Genomic DNA, 18,759 nt, shown 5'->3' with positions numbered 1-18,759 from the left:
CCGGGCGCGGCAAGACCTCCCGATGCCGCGACCTCCTCTTCTTCCGCCGACCGGAGCCGCCATGACGACCGCCATTCTCGCCATCGACCAGGGCACCACGAACTCGAAGGCCGTGCTCGTCTCCACGGACGGCGACATTCTGGCGCGCGGCTCGTCTCCCGTCGGCATCGAGCATCCGCAGCCTGGTTGGGTCGAGCAGAGCCCGTTGCGGCTCTGGCAATCCGTGCAGGAAGCCATTGCAGCCTGCCTTTCGGCCGCGCCGTCTGTTGAAATCCTCGGCATCGCCATATCCAACCAGCGCGAATCCGTTACCATCTGGGATGCTGATAGCGGCAAGCCGCTTGGTCCCGTGGTCAGCTGGCAGTGCCGACGCAGCGCACCGGCCTGCGCCGAATTGATTGCTGCCGGCCATGCGCCACGTGTCCAGGCCCTCACCGGCCTGCCGATCGACCCGATGTTCCCCGGCCCCAAGATGAGATGGCTGCTGGATCGCGTGCCCACCGGAAGCAAGGTGCGGCTCGGCACGATCGACGCCTGGCTGATTCATTGCTTCACGGATGGCGCGGTGCACGCCTGCGACGCTGCCAATGCCGCCCGCAGCCAGCTTTACGATCTCAATGAACAGGTCTGGAGCGACGAACTCTGCCATCTCTTCGGCGTGACGAAATCCGCCTTGCCGGAAGTCCGCGACAGTGCATCCCGCTTCGGCGTCACGAAGAACGTGCCCGGCCTTTCAGACGGCATCCCGATTGCCTCCGCCGTCGGCGACAGCCACGCCGCCCTGTTCGGCCACGGCGCCTTCAATCCCGGCGACGGCAAGGTGACCTTCGGCACCGGTTCGTCGATCATGACGACCCTGCCCCGCTTCATCGCGCCGCAACAGGGCATCACCACGACCATCGCCTGGTCGATCGGCGGCAGACCGACCTATGCCTTCGAGGGCAATATCCTCGTCTCTGCCGCCTCGTTGCCCTGGATGGCCGACATGCTCGGCCTGCCCGATGTGCAGGCTCTCACCGAACTTGCCGCAACCGCCCCAGCCGGCGGACCAGGCTTCGTCCCGGCTTTCGTCGGCCTCGGCGCGCCCTATTGGCATTCCGATGCCCGCGCACTGTTTTCCGGCATCACCTTCAACACCAGCCGCGCCCAGATGGCGCGCGCCGTAACCGATAGCATCGCTTTCCAGGTTCATGATGTCTTCAAGGCCATGTCGACGCAATCGCCGACACCACTCGGCCGCCTCTATGCCGACGGCGGACCGAGCAAGAACACGTTCCTGATGAAGTGCGTGGCCGATACGCTGAACCACGCCATCATCCAGTGCGATGCACCGGAGGCCTCCGCCTTGGGCGCCGCCTATCTTGCCGGCCTGACGCTCGGCGTCTGGCCGGACCTCGCGGCGATCGCCGCCCTGCCGCGCGCCGTGAATGCCATCCCCCCGCAGGTCTCCGATACCGCGGATCGCCTGCTCGTCTGGCAGGACGCAATCTACCGCTCGACCGTCTCAGGTCCTTCCTCTATGAGTGAATAAAAATTCACTACGGGAGGCTCCATGGGACGGCTCAACGAGTTACGGCTGATTGCCCGCATTGCCCAGATGTACCACATCGAAGGCAAGCGGCAGGCTGAGATCGCAGAACTCATGCATATGTCGCAGGCCACCGTTTCGCGCATGCTGAAGCGGGCGGAGCAGGAAGACATCGTACGCACGACGGTCATCCCGCCGGCCGGCACCTTTGCCGAGCTGGAAACCGCATTGCGCGAGCGCTACCGCCTCACCGAAGCCATCGTCGTCGATTGTTCGGAAGATCGCGATGGCGCCATCATGGCACGCATCGGCGAAGCGGCCGCCCACTTCCTCGAAGTCACGCTACAGCAAGATGAAATCGTCGGCGTCTCGAGCTGGAGCCAGACGATCCTGCGCATGGTGGACAACATCCACCCGCTGAAGAACGCCAAGGCCAAATACATCGTGCAGATCCTGGGCGGCATGGGCGACGCTTCCGTCCAGACCCACGCGACGCAGCTGACCGCCCGCCTGGCCCGGTTGACGGGCGGTGAGCCGCGGCTTCTCCTCGTGCAAGGCATCACCTCTTCGCGGGAAGCCAAGCTTGTCATGCTGGCGGACCCGGTGGTGCGCGAGACGATGGACCTCTTCGGCCGCCTCAGCCTCGCCATCGTCGGCATCGGCGCGGTTGAGCCGTCGGAGCTTCTTGCCCGATCCGGCAATACCTTCTCCCGCCAGGAAATGGCGATGCTGCACGAGGCGGGTGCAGTTGGCGAAATTTCCTATCGTTTCTACGACCAGGACGGCAAACCGGTCGAAACGCCCCTCAACGACCGCGTTATCGGCCTTTCGTTGGAGGAACTGCGCAAGACTGCCCGCGTCATGGCGCTCGCGGGCGGAGAATCGAAAACCCAGGCCATCGCCGGCGCCCTGAAACTTGGCGTCATCGATGTGCTCGTCACCGACAAGTTTACTGCGGCACGGCTCACGGCCTGATCCATCCCGGACCAGACATCGGCCTGCTGCGCATTATGGAGAAAAGACCATGACACGTTTTGCAGGCCAGACGGTATTCGTCACCGGGGGCAACAAGGGCATCGGCCGCGGCATCGCCAAGCGCTTTGCCGAAGAAGGCGCGAAAGTCGCGATTGCCGCGATCGAAAAGGACACGGTGGACGCGGCCGCCGCACTCGCCAAGGAAACCGGCGCCGAAATCCTCGGTCTCGCGCTCGACGTGACAGATGCCAAGGCCGTTCAAGAAGCCTATGGTGAGGCTGAAGCGGAGCTGGGTGCCATCTCCGTTTCCGTGCAGAATGCCGGCGTCATCACCATCGCGAAGGTCGAGAACCTGACCGAGCGTGAATGGGACCTCAATCTAGACGTCAACACCAAGGGCGTCTTCCTGTGCTGCCAGGAGGCGATCCGCCGCTTCCGCGCCAGCGGCACGAAGGGCCGGCTCATCAACACCGCCTCCGGTCAGGCCCGCCAGGGCTTCATCTACACACCGCACTATGCCGCGTCGAAATTCGGCGTCGTCGGCCTCACCCAGAGCCTCGCCAAGGAACTCGCCCGCGAAGGCATCACCGCCAATGCCATTTGCCCCGGCATCATCCACACCGAGATGTGGGACTATAACGACCGTGTCTGGGGCAAGATGCTCGGCGAATACGGCCCGGGTGAACTGATGGCCGAATGGGTCGAGGGCATCCCGATGGGTCGCGCCGGCACGCCTGCAGAAGTCGCCGCCCTCGTCGCCTTCCTTGCGTCCCCCGATGCAGCTTACATCACCGGCCAGACCATCAACGTCGATGGCGGGCTGATCATGTCGTAAGACGGGGCTAGCCTACGGACGCTATCTGTTTCACACAAATGCACGCCTATCGGCGCGCTTTTGCAGGAGCGATCATTTTTGCGATAAACCAACACCGATCTTAAGCTCTTGAATGGATCTGAACCTACGCCGTCAGTCGCATGTATGGTTTAGGGCTCCAAGCCCGCGCAACGCGCTGTATTTCGAATATGCGTTTCCATTTCCAACCGAGCTCCCGTGGGATCGTTTGCGCGCAGGGCCGCGATTATGCGGCGATGCTCTGCGATGGATTCACGCATGCGAGCGGGATCAGTTATCGGAATGGGTTGTCGTTGCGTCGCGGTCAACTGATCGCGGACGGTGTGGTAGAGTGCACGCAGCATAGCGTTACTGCAGGCCGATGCGATGATCGCATGGAATTCCAAGTCGGCTTCGACGTTGGCTAAGAGATCCTGCTGCGCCCAGCCTTGCTCCATCTGCTGGGTCATTTTTTCCATCTGATCCAGTTGATTCGCCATCAGCCTCCCTGCCGCAAGACTAGCCATTTGCCCTTCCAACATGATCCGCGTCTGGAATACATCGAAAACCGAATAGCTGTCGGAGTAGCGCCAAGGGCCCATGTGATTGGACGCCATGCTGGACAGCGGCTCGCCGCTCACAGTTGCGGGGGCAGCCCCGGCTTTGCCGAATGTTCGGCGCACCGGATTCCCTCTTAGCCCTGGAATGGCAAAGCCGCTCCAGAGAACCACGACGCGCAGACTTCACGTCATCAGGGGGCGATTGTCAATAGATATAAAGAAATGCTTATACCTTTATCTTCATGGGCGACTGATTTCGTCGAGATACCAGTCGATGTAGCGAAGCTCGTTATGCTCCATTGGCGCGATCGGGCCGGGAACGAAATAGTGTGACTGCACGCCACGCGCCGTGTGCTCGATGATTGCCTTGTCTTCGGCTGTCGTGACCTTCCAGAGCCAGGTCAGCCGGTCGAGATCGTAATCCTTGCCCTCCTCCGCCTTGCCATCGACAAGCCAGATGAGCTCCATCTCGCAGGTCTCTGCCGTCTTCGGAATAAAGCGATAGATCATGCCGTGATCGGGGTAGCAGACGAGGAATGTCGTTCCGCCGAGATGAATGGAGGTGACGCCACCATCAAAATCGGTAAAACGCCCCATCAGCGGCGCGACAGCCTTGCCATCCTCGCTGCCGCTCTCAACACCCTCGTAGAGCGCATAGCGGAAGGCATGGATCGCCTCGCGACCTTCCCGTGAGGTTTGCCAGCGGTTGCCGGAACCGACCTCGATGCCAAGCGCATAGGTCCGCGCTTCCATGGCGTCGTTCATCGCCTCGATCATATGGAGCGGCTGCTCCAGCGCGTGGGTCTGCGAATATTCCGGATGCGCGGGGCCGCAGTGATAGCACTCGACGTAATTCTCGACGGCCAGCTTCCAGTTGGCCGCAACCGGATAGGTTTCGCGATAGGCGACCTTGGCGCTCCCCCAGCCGTATTGGCCGCAGGTCGCGTGCAACAGATGCTCGACCTCGCTGAAATCCAACGGAACCTCCGCAAAGGAGATAAAGATCAGGCCTTCGACAACGCGCACATGCAGCGTTTTCAGCCCATGGTCCTCGCGCTTGAATTCCTTCGGCATCAGGCGCGCCGCACGCAGGCTTCCGTCATTGCCGTAGGTCCAGGCATGATAGGGGCAGACGAAGACGCGCGCATTGCCTTTCTGCTTGGTGCAGACCTCCGCGCCGCGATGGCGACAGACGTTGAGGATGGCATGGATCGAGCCATCCGCCGCGCGCGTGACGATCACCTGCTCGGTGTCAATACGGAAGACCTCGAAGTCGTTGGCGTTGGGGATCACGCTCTCATGGGCGATGCAATGCCAATGCCGGCGGAAGACCCGCTCCATATCGCGCTGGTAGATATCGGCATTGTGATAGAACGGTCGGGAAAGACCGTAACCGGCACGATGCCCTGCAATGAGTTGGTCGATCGGACCCGTAGACGTCTTGATTAAGGTCTCTGCGTCCTTCGTCACTCAATGCACCCCTAAATACTAGCTTCTCATCAGTATTTAGACGTTCAGGAGCTTGGACAAGTCGCCGAAATTTCCTCTATTAATCGACATTGTCGATTAGAGGCATAAGCTACTCTAACGATTTCATGTCGCGTTTAAATGCCCGCGATCTCTTAGCGAAAGAACGCATTCGCCAAACAGCCTCAAAATTCAACAATGAATAGACAATAAATTCACCGGGATGGCCCATGTTACCCGATATATTGCAGACCAGAAGCGGCTAGGAGGATACGAACCGAGATTCCCGAATGCGCCATCCCAACGGGGTCATAGCGCGATGTCGCTGACGCTACCGCGACAAAAAAATCTCCTGGCCCTCCGCGATCATTGCTCGAGTGAGGGGGACTCTACCGCACTATTATCAGATGCGGCAAACTGCGCTCATGAACCAACTCGAACCGTCGGCCCATAGTTGTAGCAAAAAATCATTAGCAACTCTAGCGCGTTTTCGAGATTGGAAGAAAACGGCGCCTTCCCCGCGCCCGATGCCGAGTTTGCCAATGGCGTGACCGCGGCCATGCGGACATCGGGCGCTGCAAAAACCGTTCCTCGGACGTTGCCAAGCCCGTCTGGCGTGCGGCCACCGATCCATATGCCCCGATGCGCATCCCGGCCGGCGCCGACGCGGTCGCCTGGATCATCAAGGTAGACTCTCAGCCATCCAGGCCGATGTCCGATGCAGATACGCTCGGCTCTGCATCGGACGAGATTTCCATCTCTGACGCGCTCCGCCCGAAATCCGCAAGAAGTTACAGTAGCGACCACTCGAATATAGATGAAAGTAGACAGTCCGCTCCGGGTAGGCATTGGCAGTGGCGTGAATCGGAGGGATAACTTGACTAGATTAATCTTGTTTTTATCCTTCGAGCGGTTATGAGAGGCGCAGCTGTGTCCGCGGCGGAAATTTCTCGCGCGGCAACCACGGAATGAACTGCCGGAAACGATGGCGATCAACCGCAACACATTGCTCTATCAGCTGTTCAAGCTCTACCATCGCGAGGCGGTCCGGTTCGCCACGCGGCTTGTCGGTAATCGCGACAACGGTGAGGAAGTCGTCCAGGATGCCTATCTGAAGCTCGTTGCACGGCGGTCGACCACGCCGATCAACCATCCGAAGAGCTATCTCTTTACCGCGACCCGCCATGCCGCGATCGATTTTACCGATCGCCAGAACCGGGAATGGCAGCGCCGTGTGGACCTCGACAGCCTCAACGAGGCTCATCTTGCCGATGACGGCGCTGCGCGCATGGACATGCAGCGCGAACTGGCCAAGCTCGCCGTCTATCTCAACACCCTGCCGCCGCCCTGCCGGCAAGCCTTCGTGATGAACAAGCTGCAGGGATACACCCATCTGGAGATCGCCGCGCATCTCGGCATATCCACCAGCATGGTCGAAAAACATATCGTCCGCGCCCTGCTCCACTGCCGATCCCTCCTTCTGGCCGATGGGGACCTGTAATGTGCGAGCCTATTGTGGATTTGTGCGATTTGCCCCGTCTTAACCGGCAGAGGGGCAACCGAACCTGGATATATCGATGAATGATCTTGCCAACACGCAAGCCGATCCGGTCGAAGAGGCGCTGCATTGGATCGTTCGCCTGAATTCGGGCGCGGCAACGCCCGAAGATGCTGCCGCCTATGCGGCATGGCGTGCCGAAAATGCCCGGCGTGGACAGGCAGCCGATGAGGCCGAGCGGCTCTGGGCGGCCATGGGCAATCTGCATTTCGACCGCAGGAGCGGACGCGTACTGGCCGCACCGAAGCAGGGCCTGACGCGCCGCGGCGCCCTCTCGCTGTTCCTGTGTCTTGGCGCCAGCGGCGTGGCCGGCAGCGCGCTCTGGTCCTCCGGCCTGCTGGATCGCCTGTCGGCGGACTATGCCACCGATACGGCCAGCCTCGAGGTCATCGACCTGCCGGACGGATCGCGTGTCTCGCTCAATGCCCGGTCGGCGATCGACGTCGATTTCTCCGATGGCATACGGCAGGTTCATCTCAGGGCAGGCCAGGCGTATTTCGAGGTCGCGGCCAATCCGGCGCGCCCGTTCGAGGTCATGGTGGACGAACTCTCGTTCCGGGCCAGGGGCACGGCCTTCGATATCGCGCGCGACCTGCCGGAGGCCCGCGCGGAACTTGCCGTGACCGAGCATAGCGTGCGGATCAGAACCGTCTCCGGCGATACGCTGGATGTCGGCGAAGGGGAAGTCGCCCGTATCGACCGTCAGGGGCGGATCGGGGCAGCCGTCAAAAAGGACGTTTCCGCAGTAACCGGATGGCGCGACGGCCAGTATGTCGCCGAAGGCCGGTCGCTGGAGGAGGTCGTGTCGGCGCTGAGCGCCTGGCATCGCGGTGTCATCGTCATCATGGACGGACGACTCAAAAAGCTCCGGGTCAATGCGGTTCTCGATCTGCGCGACGCCAACGGTTCACTGGATGTGCTGCAAGGCGGCCTGCCGATCAAAGTACGCCACATCTCAAATTATCTGACAATCATTTCATAGACTTAATGAAAATGTTAATTTTTCCTTCCGCGAAGGTTGAGGGTTTTTCTCATCTTTACGGTCTTACCCCATGACGGACCAGACAGGGGGTCTGCCGTCGATTTGCGTCAAGGGGTTCAGAGTTGAGATTTTCGGGAAAAAATAGGCTGTTGGCAACGGCACTCGTCGCGCTTGCCGCTTCGGTTCACACGGTGGCTGGCCAACAGGCATGGGCACAACAGGCCACGACGGGCCGGCTCCAGCCGGGAACCTACAACATTCCGTCGCAGCCGCTGAGCAGCGCGCTCGTCAGTTTCGCACGCGCCAGCGGTCTGAAGATCGCCTATCCGGCGATGCTGACCGAGGGCAAGACATCCAGCGCCGCCGTTGGACCCTACACGCGCCCCGGCGCCCTGCAGCAGATCCTCTCCGGCAGCGGCCTCTCCTACAGCTTCACCGGCGACAATGCCGTGACCGTCTTCGATCCGCGCCAGGCCAACACGGATGCCGGCAGTGCCGCAGGCACCACTGCTCTCGAAACCATCGTGGTCGCGGGGGATGGTGTGCTGACGGAGAACACCGGTTCCTACACCACGCAGTCGATGTCAACGGCGACGGGCCTTGCGCTCTCCATCCGGGAAACGCCGCAGTCGGTGTCCGTCGTCTCGCGCCAGCGGATCGAGGACCAGAATCTCAGCAATGTCGAGGAAGTCGTGGCCAACAGCCCCGGCATCATCTTCAAGAAGAAGGGCATTGCCGACGACAACGACAAGGGCCTGTTCGCGCGCGGCCTCGAGATCGAGAACTTTCAGGTCGATGGCGTCAATGTCAGCAAGAACCTCAATTCGCTGAGCCTGGACACCGAGATCTATGACCGCATCGAGATCATCCGTGGCGCTTCCGGCCTGCTGAGCGGTGCGGGAAGCCCGTCCGCGACCATCGACCTGGTGCGCAAGCGCCCGACCGACGACTTCCAGGCCTCGGTCGAAGGAACGGTCGGCTCGTGGAACACCTATCGCAGCAGCTTCGATGTCGGCGGTCCGCTTTCGGAAGACGGGGGCCTCAGAGGTCGCGCCGTCGGCGTGCTGCAGGACGGTGAATCCTACATCGACCGGCTGACGCAGAAATCGCAGGCGCTCTACGGAATTCTGGAAGCCGACATCGGCGACAGCTCGATGCTGACGATCGGCGGCGAATACCAGAACAAGGAATGCCGGGCTTGCGGCTATTTCGGCGCGCCCGCCTATTTCTCGGATGGCACGCCGGCCACATTCGACCGTTCGTTCAATTCGGCGACGAACTGGAGCCGCCAGGACCGCACCCGTTACAACGGCTTCGTCTCGTTCGACCACGAATTCGAGAACGACTGGAAGTTCAACGCCACCGCGTCCTATACCTACGAGGACAACGACCGCACCTATGGCTGGTTCAGCCGCAATGGCTACGCGGACAAGGATACGGGCGCGGGATCGAGCCTTTGGGTTGCCAGGTGGCCGATCGTGACCAAGCAGGCGAGCCTGGACGCCAAGATCAGCGGCCCCGTGGAACTGCTGGGTCGTGAGCACGATCTGATGTTCGGTGTGAATGCGTCCCGCACCCGCGCGGACTATGACATGTATCCCTTGTGGAGCGTGCCGGGCTTCGACGCGACCATCCCTGATATCTTCAACTGGAACGGCGTCTTTGCCGAACCGGAGTGGGAAACGACAGGCCTTCGCGAATATACCTTGACTCAATATTCGGCCTATGGTGCGGCCCGCCTCAAGCCCACGGACGACCTTTCGGTCATCCTTGGCTCGCGCTTCACCTGGTACGATCAGGATTCGACCTACGACTACATCGCCTGGGGTCCCTATCCGGACTCCATCAAGGAAAGTGGCGTCTGGGTTCCCTATGCCGGCGTGGTCTATGACCTGACCGACACTCTTTCGGTCTACGGAAGCTATACCAGCATCTTCTCACCCCAATCGGTCATGGATGTCGCCGGCCATACTCTGGCACCCGTGACGGGCGATACCTATGAAGTCGGCGTCAAGGCAGCGTTCTTCGACGAGCGGCTGAACGCAAGCGTCGCGCTGTTCCGCACCAAACAGGACAATTACGCGGTCGCCGACGGCAATCTCACGCCCACGGGTGACGATGCCTATGTCGCCGCCAATGGCGCCGTCATCCGCGGCATCGAGCTGGAATTGTCCGGTGAAATCCTGCCCGACTGGCAGATGCAGGCGAGCTTCACCCATACCAGCACCGAGCTGCCGGCCGGCTTCAACATTGTCGTCGGCCTTCCGCAGAACACGCTGAAGCTCTTCACCTCCTACCGCCTGCCGGGAGAATGGGACAAGCTGACGATCGGCGGCGGTGCGCGCTTCGAAAGCTCGAGCAGCTTTACCCAGAAGAACGGCACTTTCCCCGATGGCGTTACCACCAAGCAGGATGCCTTCTGGGTCGTCGACCTGATGGCCAAGTACGACTTCAGCGACAATGTGAGCGCCAAGCTCAACGTCCGCAACCTCTTCGACAAGAAGTACTATTCCAGCACGAACATCTACAGCAACGTCTGGGGCGATCCTCTGAATGCGTCCCTCTCGCTGAGCTACAAATTCTGAGAAAGGGGCCGGCTGGCGCGTGAAAACGCCGGCCGGCTTTTGCATTCATGACGACAGCAGATCATGCAAACAGACGGCAGTTCATCGGCGCCCTGATCGGCGCCACGGGACTGCTTGCCGCAAGCCCCGCCACGGTCGCGTTCGCCGCAGCGCCGGACCGTTTTCCCGTCGCCATCGGTCATGCGCTCGGAGAAACCCGCATCGAGGCAGAGCCGCAGCGCATCGTCACCCTTGGCTGGAACGGCGAAGATGCGGTGATCGCACTTGGCCGCATTCCGGTCGGCATGCATCGCTACGGCCTGTTCGAAAGCGGTATTCTCCCGTGGAACGAGCACTATTTGCAGACGCAGATGCCCACACTGCTGCAATCCGGTGAACTCGACTACGAGGCGATTGCCGCCCTCGAGCCAGACCTGATCCTGGCCATCAAGACCGGCATCAACGAGGTCGAGTGGCAGCGCCTGTCGAGCATCGCGCCGACCGTCGCCTACCGCTCAGCGCCCTGGCGGGCGGACTGGCGCGAGCAGATGGCGCTGACGGGGCTGGCGCTCGGCGAGGAAAAGAAGGCGCGCGACCTCGTGGCCGCGACGGAACGGCAGTTGCACAGCCTTGCCGACGCGTATCCGGATCTCAAGGACAAGACCTTCATTTTCGGCAGCTATTTTCCGGGCGAAGGATCGCTCGGGGTCTATTTCGCAAGCGACCCACGGGTGCGCGAGCTTCTGGCGATGGGGCTTCGCCTCGCCCACGGCATCGAAGCCCTGATGGCGGCCGAACCCGATGTCAACGGAACCGGCGTCAGTCTGGAGGACCTCGACCGTTTCGACGCTGACGTCCTCATCGTCTGGTACGGGCCGGGCGCCCGCGCCGATGCGGAAAGCCAACCGCTGCTTCAGGCCTTTGGCCCGATGCGCCGCGGCGCCTATGTCCCGCTCGACGATCCGGTCTCGGTATGGGCGACCTCTGCCGTCAGCGTCCTGTCCATTCCCTATGCATTCCCCGGTTTTGTCGAGCGCATTGCGGCCGCCGCCGCGAAGGGGCGTTGATATGGTCGAGGAAAGGGATTTTCACACTGCGATCGTGCTCTCCAGCACGCTTATGACGCCATCGATGATCCGGATCGTCATCGGGGGCGACGGGCTGCGCGATTTTGCAAGCTGCGGCGGGCTGGACGAGTTCATCTGGCTGAGCTTTCCCGATGGGGACGTGGCGCTCGCCGACGCGCCCGGACGCTACTACACCATCCGGCGCTGGGACGGTGCGCTTGGCGAGATGACGATCGATTTCGTCTCGCATGAGGGCGGCATCGCCTCCACATGGGCGCGCGGCGCCCGGCCAGGTGACAGGCTGGATATCTTCAAGCCGCGCTTCCGCTACGTTCCACCGGCCGACAGCACATGGATCCTGTTGATTGCCGACGCGACGGGGCTGCCGGCCGTCGGCCGGATCATCGAGGAACGGCCTGCTGGTCTGCCGGTCACCGCCCATGTCGAGATCATGACCGCAGGCGACCGCCAGGATTTCGCTGCAGCGGACTGTACCGTCCACTGGCACGAGAACATGCATCACGGCGAGCGCCCAAGCCGCCTTTCGGACATCGCGCGCTCGATCGCCCTTCCGGATGGTCCCGGCTACGTTTGGGTTGCCGGCGAAGCCAGCGAGATCGCCGCGTGCCGAAAGCATTTTCGCGACACGCTCGGGCTCCCGCGCGAGCAGCTGACCACCGTCGGCTACTGGATCCATGGGCAGGCACGCTCGTGAGCGATCGTCTGATGCCAGGCAGGCCCGTCGGGCGGACGCATGCGCGTTCCGTGCCGCTCGCCCTTGCCGTGCTTGGCCTTCTGCTTGTCGCCCTTTCCATCACCAGCCTGATGCTGGGTGCGCGACCCATTGCGTTTTCTGCGGTACGCGATGCCTTCCTGCATTACAATTCCGGCATGACCGACCACATCGTCGTGCGTCAATACCGCTTGCCCAGAACCATCCTGTGTCTTCTTTGCGGCGCGGCCTTCGGCACGGCCGGCGCGCTGATCCAGGCCTCCACGCGAAACCCTCTGGCAGATCCCGGCATTCTCGGCGTCAATGCCGGCGCGGCCTTTGCCGTCATTCTGGCCGTCGGCGTGTTTTCCTTCGCGTCGATCACCGCTTATGTCTGGTTCGCTCTCGCCGGCGCGGCCATGGCCGGCCTGCTCGTCTACACGATCGGTGCCGGCGCCGGCGGCGCGACGCCCGTGAGGCTGCTTCTGTCCGGCGTCGCGATTTCGGCCGTTCTCGGCGGTATCGGCTCATCCGTGACGCTGCTCGACCCCCAAGCCTTCGACAGCCTGCGCCACTGGCAGGTGGGTACGGTCGCCGGGCGCAACCTCGCCGTCGCCGCGACTGTGGCGCCGTTCATCGTTGCCGGCTTGCTGCTTGCCCTGATCGCCGCACCCGCGCTGAACGCCGCGGCGCTGGGCGATGACACGGCGCAGGCGCTCGGATTGAACCTGTCCCGCCTGCGCATCACCGTCATCCTCTCGGTGACGCTGCTGGCCGGCGCTGCCACCGCCGCAACCGGCCCGATCAGCTTCATCGGTCTGATGATGCCCTATGCCGCCCGCTGGATCGCCGGATCGGATCAACGGAGGATCATCCCGCTGACGATGCTCTGCTCGGTCAATCTTCTCCTGGCTGCCGACATCGCCGGCAGGCTGCTCATCTACCCGGACGAGCTCGATGCCGGCATCGTCGTGGCATTTCTCGGTGCACCGGTTCTCATCATGCTGGCACGCAGCGCAAGGACAAAGACCCTTTGAAAGCGCTGATCCATCGTTTTCCGCCGCACGGCCCCAATGCCGGCCAGCAGGTCTCCGTCCGTATCCGGACGCGCACGCTGGCCGTGTGCCTCGCACTCACAACGCTACTTCTCCTGCTTGCCTTTTTCTCGTTGACGGCGGGACGCTTCGATACCGGCATGGCGGATGTCTTTAGCGCACTGTCCGGGCAGGCCACCGGCAAGACCAGGATGATCATTCTAGAATGGCGCCTACCCCGCATGCTGTTCGCGATGCTTCTCGGCGCCGCCCTCGGCCTCGGCGGCGCGATCTTCCAATCGCTGACACGCAATCCCCTGGGGTCGCCCGATATCATCGGTTTCGCCGCGGGTTCGCACACCGGCGCGCTGGTGGTGCTGCTGCTGTTCTCGGGCGGCTATTATGCGACGGCGTTCGGCGCGCTCGGCGGCGGCATCGTCACGGCGATGCTGGTCTATCTGCTTGCCGGCACGACCGGCCAGCAGGGTTTCCGTCTGATCGTCGTTGGGATCGGCACATCCGCCATGCTGTCGGCCTTCAATGCCTGGCTGATCCAGAAGGCGGATCTGGAAATGGCGATGGGCGCGGCATTCTGGGCTGCCGGATCGCTGAACGGACTGGGTTTCGAGCAGCTACGCCCCTCTGCCGTCCTGTTCTGCTTGCTTTGCCTTCCCCTCGCCGCCCTCGCCCGCCCGCTGCGCCAGATGGAACTGGGAGATGACGCCGCCCTCGCCTCCGGCGTCACCGTGCGCCGCACGCGCGGCCTGCTGATGCTGCTTGGCGTCGCGCTGACGGCGGTCGCCACCGCAACGGCCGGGCCGATCTCCTTCATCGCGCTGTGCGCCCCACAGATCGCGCGGCGTCTCGTCGGCGCCTCCAGCGTCGGGCTTTTCGCCCCCGCCCTTGCCGGCGCGGTCCTGCTGGTTTTGGCCGACGGAGCGGCCCAGCACGCCTTCGGCCGCCAGCTCCCCGTCGGCATCATGACGATCAGCGTCGGCGGGCTCTATCTCCTATGGCTCCTTATCCGCGAAGGTCGGCGATGACGGACAATCAGCAACCGCAACTCGAAGCGCAGTCGGTGACGCTGGGCTACGGTGCCCATACGGTGACCTGCCGGGACCTCACGCTTGCCATACGCCCCGGCTCCTTCACGGTCATCGTCGGCCCCAATGCCTGCGGCAAGTCGACCCTGCTGCGCGCCATGGCAAGGCTGCTCGTGCCGAGCCAGGGCCAGGTCGTGCTCGACGGGCAGGATATCAACCGCCTGAAAACCCGCGACGTCGCCCGCCGCCTCGGCCTTCTGCCGCAGACGTCCACCGCCCCCGAGGGCATTTCCGTGGCGGAACTGGTGGCCCGCGGCCGCTACCCGCATCAATCGTTTCTGCGGCAATGGTCTGCGGGGGACGAGGACGCCGTGCGTTCCGCCATCGCGGCGACGGATATTGCAGGCCTTTCCGAGCAGTCAGTGGATACGCTTTCAGGCGGCCAGCGCCAGCGCGCCTGGGTCGCGATGGCGCTGGCACAGGAAACGCCGATCCTGCTCCTCGACGAGCCGACGACCTTCCTCGACATCGCCCACCAGATCGATCTCATGGATCTGCTCGAACGGCTGAACCGGGAGGGACGAACCATCGTCGCCGTCCTGCACGACCTCAACCAGGCCGCCCGCTACGCATCGCATCTCGTTGCCATGAAAGACGGCATGATCGTCGCGGAGGGACATCCCCGCGATGTGGTAACCCAGGATATGGTCAAAACCATCTTCGACATCGCCTGCATCGTCATAGACGACCCGGTCACAGGCCTCCCGATGGTGGTGCCGGCAAGACGTGCCCGTGCGGACGGATGAGGGTAACGCCATCGAAATTAATCGTTGCTCGGCATCAGCGCGAGCATCGTGCTGATGTTGAGCATCTAGGCTAAGGACCTATTAATTCCGTCTGAAATGTGATTCACGCTCTCCGCCAAGGACGCGGTTATAAGTAACTTATTTCCTGGTGAACGAGCGCCAGATGGCGCGAGTGTCGCGCGATCCCGCTTTCGCATGGTGTTGCACGCTCAATGATCGGCTCGTCGTAAGTTGGGATCGTCTGCGTAATCAGGAACGGGCTACAACCGCTTCATCCGCTGGAGCCGCCTTAGTGTTTCAACCGCATCTTCCCCAGACGTTAGTGAACTTGGTCTTGACCGTTTCCCTACCCTCGACTGGCTTCGCCCAGCGCCGCTTGACTGGAGCTTTCCCCTCAGGCTGGATCGTATCCACATCAGTTGAGTTAAGTCCGGGCCTTTTGTGGCTCAACCAGACCAACCAGCTTGCCGATATGATCCTATAGTCCGGTTACGGTTCTCTTGGCAGTGCGTGATAACGGCAACCCTACTCTTAGCCGGAACCAACCTGCCGTTTCGTAACGACCACGAAGAGCAGCGGCACGAAGAAGATGCCGAGCAGGGTTGCAGCGATCATGCCGCCCATCACGCCGATGCCGATGGCATTCTGCGCCGCCGAGCTGGCGCCCGTCGCGAAGGCGAGCGGCAGCACGCCGAGGATGAAGGCGAGCGATGTCATGATGATGGGGCGAAGGCGCATGCGCGCCGCCTCCAGCACCGCATCCACGACGGATTTCCCCTGATCGCGCAAGTCCTTGGCGAATTCGACGATCAGGATGGCGTTCTTGGCGGTGAGACCGATGGTCGTCAGCAGGCCGACCTTGAAATAGACGTCGTTCGACTGGCCGAAGGCCCAGGCCGCGACAAGCGCACCGAGCACCCCGACCGGCACCGCCAGGATAACGGAGAGCGGGATCGACCAGCTTTCGTAAAGCGCCGCAAGGCACAGGAAGACGACGAGCATCGAGACAGCGTAGAGCATCGCCTCCTGCGAGCCGGCCAGCCGCTCCTGGTAGGACAGGCCGGACCAGGCCGCACTGTAGCCACCATCGAGATCGGCAACGAGCGCCTCCATGCGGTCCATCGCGTCACCGGAGCTGGCGCCTGTCTGGGCGGCACCGTTCATGGAGATGGCGGCCGTGCCGTTGAAGCGGGCAAGCGACGGCGAGCCCTGGATCCATTTCGTCGTGGCGAAGGCCGAGAAAGGAACCATCTCGCCGGTACCGTTGCGGGCATACCAGCGGCTGACGTCCTCCGGCTGCATGCGGAAGGGCGCGTCCGCCTGCACATAAACCGGCTTGATCTCTCCTTTATAGACGAAGTCGTTGACATTACTGCCGGCAAAGGCGGTGGAGATCAGGGCATTGATGCCGCTGAGATCGACGCCGAGCGCGCCCGCCTTCTCCTGATCGATCTCTATTTTCAGCTGACTTTCCAGCGTGCGGGTGTTGCCGCGCACATTGCCGACGATGTCGTCCTTCTGCGCAAGGTCGGCAAGCTGGTTGCTCGCCGCCGTCAGCGCATCGCGGCCCTTGTTGCCGGTATCCTCCAGATACATGGAGAAGCCGTTGCTCTGGCCGAGCCCCTGAATGGCCGGCGGCGCCAGCACGAAGACCTCGGCATCGCGGATCTTGCGGAAATGCGCGGAGGCACGCTGCGAGATGGCGGAGGCGGACAGCGCCTTGTCCGTGCGCTGATCGAAATCCTTGAGCCGCACAAAGGCCATCGCGGCATTTTCGCCGCTCCCGCCGAAACCGAAGCCGAGCGTCATGAAGACACTTTGCACCGCGTCCTTCTCCTCCGTGAGGAAATAGTTTTCGACCATGTCGATCACCGCCTGGGTGCGGGCGGCATTGGCGCCGGCCGGCAGCGTGATCTGCGTCATCAGCACACCTTGGTCCTCCTCCGGCAGGAAGGAGGAGGGCAATTGCGTATAGACCCACCAGGCACCGCCGAGCAGAGCGGCAAACAGCACGAGCATGCGCAGCGGCCGCATCAGGATGCCGCCGACCATGCCGACATAACCGCGTGTCGTCTTCTCGAAACCGCGATTGAAGCCGCCGAAGATGCGGGCCGCCAGCCCGCCATGCGTGGGCTTCAACAACATCGCGCAGAGTGCCGGTGTCAGGATGATCGCGACGAGCACCGAAAGCAGCATCGCGCTGGCGATGGTGACGGAAAACTGCCTGTAGATGACGCCGACCGAGCCCGAGAAGAAGGCCATGGGAATGAAGACGGCGGTCAGCACTAGCGCGACACCGATCAGCGCGCCGGTGATCTCGCCCATCGATTTTTTGGTCGCCTCGCGGGCCGAAAGCCCCTCCTCCGACATGACGCGCTCGACATTCTCCACCACGACGATGGCGTCATCGACGAGAAGGCCGATCGCGAGCACCATGGCGAACATGGTCAGCATGTTGATGGAATAGCCGAGCGCCGCCAGCACGCCGAAGGTGCCAAGCAGGACGACAGGTACCGCGATCATCGGAATGAGGGTGGCACGCAGGTTCTGCAGGAAGAGCAGCAGCACGAGGAAGACCAGCACGATCGCCTCGATCAACGTGTGCACGACCTTTTCGATCGACAGTTCGACGAAGGGTGTCGTCTCGTAGGAATAGGCGATCTCCACGCCTTCCGGCAACGAGCCGGCGAGGCTGTCGAGTTCCGCATGCACGGCGTCCGCTGTGGTGATCGCATTGGCACCACTTGCCAGCTGCACACCGAAGCCCGCGGCCGGCATGCCGTTGAAGGTCGAGCTCTGGCCGTAGCTCTCCAGGCCGATCTCGACCCGCGCGACATCGCCGAGCCGTACGACGGAACTGTCCGTCGCCGTCTTGAGGATGATCTTCTTGAACTCGTCCGCCGAAGTCATCTGCGTCTGCGCGACGATGCTGGCCTTCAGCTGTTGTCCGCGCACCACCGGCGTCGAGCCGATCGAGCCGGCCGCGACCTGCGCGTTCTGCGCCTTGATCGCCGTCGTAACGTCGGAGGGAACCAGCTGGTATTTCTGCATCTGGTCGGGGTCGAGCCAGATGCGCATAGCATAGCCGCTGCCGAACGCCTGCACGGAGCCGACGCCGTCCAGACGCTCGATACGCTCCTCTATGCTGCTCGACATGATGTCGGAGAGCTGCGAGGACGTGTAGCGACCATCGCGCGAGATGATGTTGCCAATCATCAGAATGCCGGAAGGCGAGCGCGAGACGCTGACGCCGGCATCCTGCACGGCCTCGGGAAGCTGGGACTCGACGCGCGCCAGCTTGTTCTGCACCTCGACCTGCGCCAGTTCCGGGTCCGTGCCGCTGGCAAAGGTCAGCGAGATCGACGCCGAACCGGTATTCGACGTCGATTCCATATAGAGCAGGCCATCGAGGCCCGTCATCGCGCTTTCGATTTTCGTTGTCACCGAATTTTCCACCGCCTCGGCGGTGGCGCCCGAATAACTGGCGCTGATGCGCACCGTGACCGGCGCGACATCGGGATATTGCGAGATCGACAGCGAATAGATGCCCATTACGCCGGACAGCAGGGTCGCAATCGCAAGAACGATCGCGAAGACGGGGCGAGCGATGAAGAAGCTCGCCAGGGCATTG

General features: G+C 62.4%; 14 protein-coding genes, 1 pseudogene and 1 riboswitch. Of the genes and pseudogenes, 12 read left to right on the top strand and 3 right to left on the bottom strand.

The window, feature by feature from the left end; genetic code table 11:
• Window positions 1-61 precede the first annotated feature (61 nt).
• The 3 genes from ACOZK4_RS26300 to ACOZK4_RS26290 are packed head-to-tail and all read left to right on the top strand — an operon-like array spanning window position 62 to window position 3,338.
• Complete coding sequence (locus ACOZK4_RS26300) at window positions 62-1,531, top strand: FGGY family carbohydrate kinase (protein ID WP_421594603.1); 1,470 nt, start codon at window positions 62-64, stop codon at window positions 1,529-1,531.
• Window positions 1,532-1,552: 21 nt separating this feature from the next.
• Window positions 1,553-2,503 carry a sugar-binding transcriptional regulator gene (locus ACOZK4_RS26295; RefSeq protein ID WP_421594602.1) on the top strand — a complete coding sequence of 317 codons (951 nt, stop codon included), beginning with the start codon at window positions 1,553-1,555 and terminating at the stop codon, window positions 2,501-2,503.
• Between the two features lie 49 nt (window positions 2,504-2,552).
• The gene (locus ACOZK4_RS26290) at window positions 2,553-3,338 is read left to right on the top strand and encodes an SDR family oxidoreductase (protein WP_421594601.1); all 786 of its coding nucleotides are present in this window, start codon (window positions 2,553-2,555) and stop codon (window positions 3,336-3,338) included.
• 149 nt (window positions 3,339-3,487) lie between these two features.
• On the opposite strand, the gene ACOZK4_RS26285 is transcribed toward ACOZK4_RS26290, so the two are convergent.
• Both ACOZK4_RS26285 and ACOZK4_RS26280 read right to left on the bottom strand, forming a co-directional pair.
• Window positions 3,488-3,952 carry a FadR/GntR family transcriptional regulator gene (locus ACOZK4_RS26285; RefSeq protein ID WP_421594600.1) on the bottom strand — a complete coding sequence of 155 codons (465 nt, stop codon included), beginning with the start codon at window positions 3,950-3,952 and terminating at the stop codon, window positions 3,488-3,490.
• Window positions 3,936-4,082: riboswitch (cobalamin riboswitch) on the bottom strand. Its footprint overlaps the gene before it by 17 nt.
• 53 nt (window positions 4,083-4,135) lie before the next feature.
• Complete coding sequence (locus ACOZK4_RS26280) at window positions 4,136-5,365, bottom strand: aromatic ring-hydroxylating oxygenase subunit alpha (RefSeq protein ID WP_421594599.1); 1,230 nt, start codon at window positions 5,363-5,365, stop codon at window positions 4,136-4,138.
• 585 nt (window positions 5,366-5,950) lie between these two features.
• Between ACOZK4_RS26280 and ACOZK4_RS26275 the strand changes: the two are divergent.
• The 9 genes and pseudogenes from ACOZK4_RS26275 to ACOZK4_RS26235 all read left to right on the top strand — a co-directional run.
• Window positions 5,951-6,043 (top strand): annotated as a pseudogene (locus tag ACOZK4_RS26275) (short-chain dehydrogenase/reductase); the annotation flags it as partial.
• 304 nt (window positions 6,044-6,347) lie between these two features.
• Window positions 6,348-6,863 (top strand): sigma-70 family RNA polymerase sigma factor, encoded by a 516-nt coding sequence (locus tag ACOZK4_RS26270; protein ID WP_421594598.1) that lies wholly within the window; start codon window positions 6,348-6,350, stop codon window positions 6,861-6,863.
• Window positions 6,864-6,939: 76 nt separating this feature from the next.
• The gene (locus tag ACOZK4_RS26265) at window positions 6,940-7,902 is read left to right on the top strand and encodes a FecR family protein (protein ID WP_421594597.1); all 963 of its coding nucleotides are present in this window, start codon (window positions 6,940-6,942) and stop codon (window positions 7,900-7,902) included.
• Window positions 7,903-8,051: 149 nt separating this feature from the next.
• Entirely contained in the window at window positions 8,052-10,487 is a 2,436-nt protein-coding gene (locus ACOZK4_RS26260) for a TonB-dependent siderophore receptor (protein WP_421594596.1), read from the top strand.
• Window positions 10,488-10,534: 47 nt separating this feature from the next.
• Entirely contained in the window at window positions 10,535-11,533 is a 999-nt protein-coding gene (locus ACOZK4_RS26255) for an iron-siderophore ABC transporter substrate-binding protein (protein WP_421594595.1), read from the top strand.
• A gap of 64 nt (window positions 11,534-11,597) precedes the next feature.
• A complete protein-coding gene (locus ACOZK4_RS26250; RefSeq protein ID WP_421594594.1) occupies window positions 11,598-12,248 on the top strand; it encodes a siderophore-interacting protein in 651 nt (216 codons plus the stop codon).
• 11 nt (window positions 12,249-12,259) lie between these two features.
• The gene (locus ACOZK4_RS26245; protein ID WP_421594593.1) at window positions 12,260-13,282 is read left to right on the top strand and encodes a FecCD family ABC transporter permease; all 1,023 of its coding nucleotides are present in this window, start codon (window positions 12,260-12,262) and stop codon (window positions 13,280-13,282) included.
• A complete protein-coding gene (locus ACOZK4_RS26240; RefSeq protein ID WP_421594592.1) occupies window positions 13,279-14,322 on the top strand; it encodes a FecCD family ABC transporter permease in 1,044 nt (347 codons plus the stop codon). The genes ACOZK4_RS26245 and ACOZK4_RS26240 overlap by 4 nt, the downstream gene beginning before the upstream one ends.
• Complete coding sequence (locus ACOZK4_RS26235; RefSeq protein ID WP_421594591.1) at window positions 14,319-15,128, top strand: ABC transporter ATP-binding protein; 810 nt, start codon at window positions 14,319-14,321, stop codon at window positions 15,126-15,128. The genes ACOZK4_RS26240 and ACOZK4_RS26235 overlap by 4 nt, the downstream gene beginning before the upstream one ends.
• 531 nt (window positions 15,129-15,659) lie before the next feature.
• Here ACOZK4_RS26235 and ACOZK4_RS26230 read toward each other — a convergent pair.
• A complete protein-coding gene (locus ACOZK4_RS26230; protein WP_421594634.1) occupies window positions 15,660-18,752 on the bottom strand; it encodes an efflux RND transporter permease subunit in 3,093 nt (1,030 codons plus the stop codon).
• Window positions 18,753-18,759: the final 7 nt, after the last annotated feature.

This window comes from Shinella sp. M27 (assembly GCF_049199905.1).
Classification (GTDB): domain Bacteria; phylum Pseudomonadota; class Alphaproteobacteria; order Rhizobiales; family Rhizobiaceae; genus Shinella.
The sequence above is the reverse complement of the archived record's forward strand: the minus strand, read 5'-3'. Positions and strand labels throughout refer to the sequence as shown.

Coding starts and splice junctions, on each gene's coding strand:
- ACOZK4_RS26245 (WP_421594593.1), top strand. CDS start 12,260: ATGCCAGGCAGGCCCGTCGGGCGGACGCATGCGCGTTCCGTGCCGCTC.
- ACOZK4_RS26255 (WP_421594595.1), top strand. CDS start 10,535: ATGACGACAGCAGATCATGCAAACAGACGGCAGTTCATCGGCGCCCTG.
- ACOZK4_RS26235 (WP_421594591.1), top strand. CDS start 14,319: ATGACGGACAATCAGCAACCGCAACTCGAAGCGCAGTCGGTGACGCTG.
- ACOZK4_RS26285 (WP_421594600.1), bottom strand. CDS start 3,952: ATGGCGTCCAATCACATGGGCCCTTGGCGCTACTCCGACAGCTATTCG.
- ACOZK4_RS26300 (WP_421594603.1), top strand. CDS start 62: ATGACGACCGCCATTCTCGCCATCGACCAGGGCACCACGAACTCGAAG.
- ACOZK4_RS26290 (WP_421594601.1), top strand. CDS start 2,553: ATGACACGTTTTGCAGGCCAGACGGTATTCGTCACCGGGGGCAACAAG.
- ACOZK4_RS26265 (WP_421594597.1), top strand. CDS start 6,940: ATGAATGATCTTGCCAACACGCAAGCCGATCCGGTCGAAGAGGCGCTG.
- ACOZK4_RS26270 (WP_421594598.1), top strand. CDS start 6,348: ATGGCGATCAACCGCAACACATTGCTCTATCAGCTGTTCAAGCTCTAC.
- ACOZK4_RS26295 (WP_421594602.1), top strand. CDS start 1,553: ATGGGACGGCTCAACGAGTTACGGCTGATTGCCCGCATTGCCCAGATG.
- ACOZK4_RS26250 (WP_421594594.1), top strand. CDS start 11,598: ATGATCCGGATCGTCATCGGGGGCGACGGGCTGCGCGATTTTGCAAGC.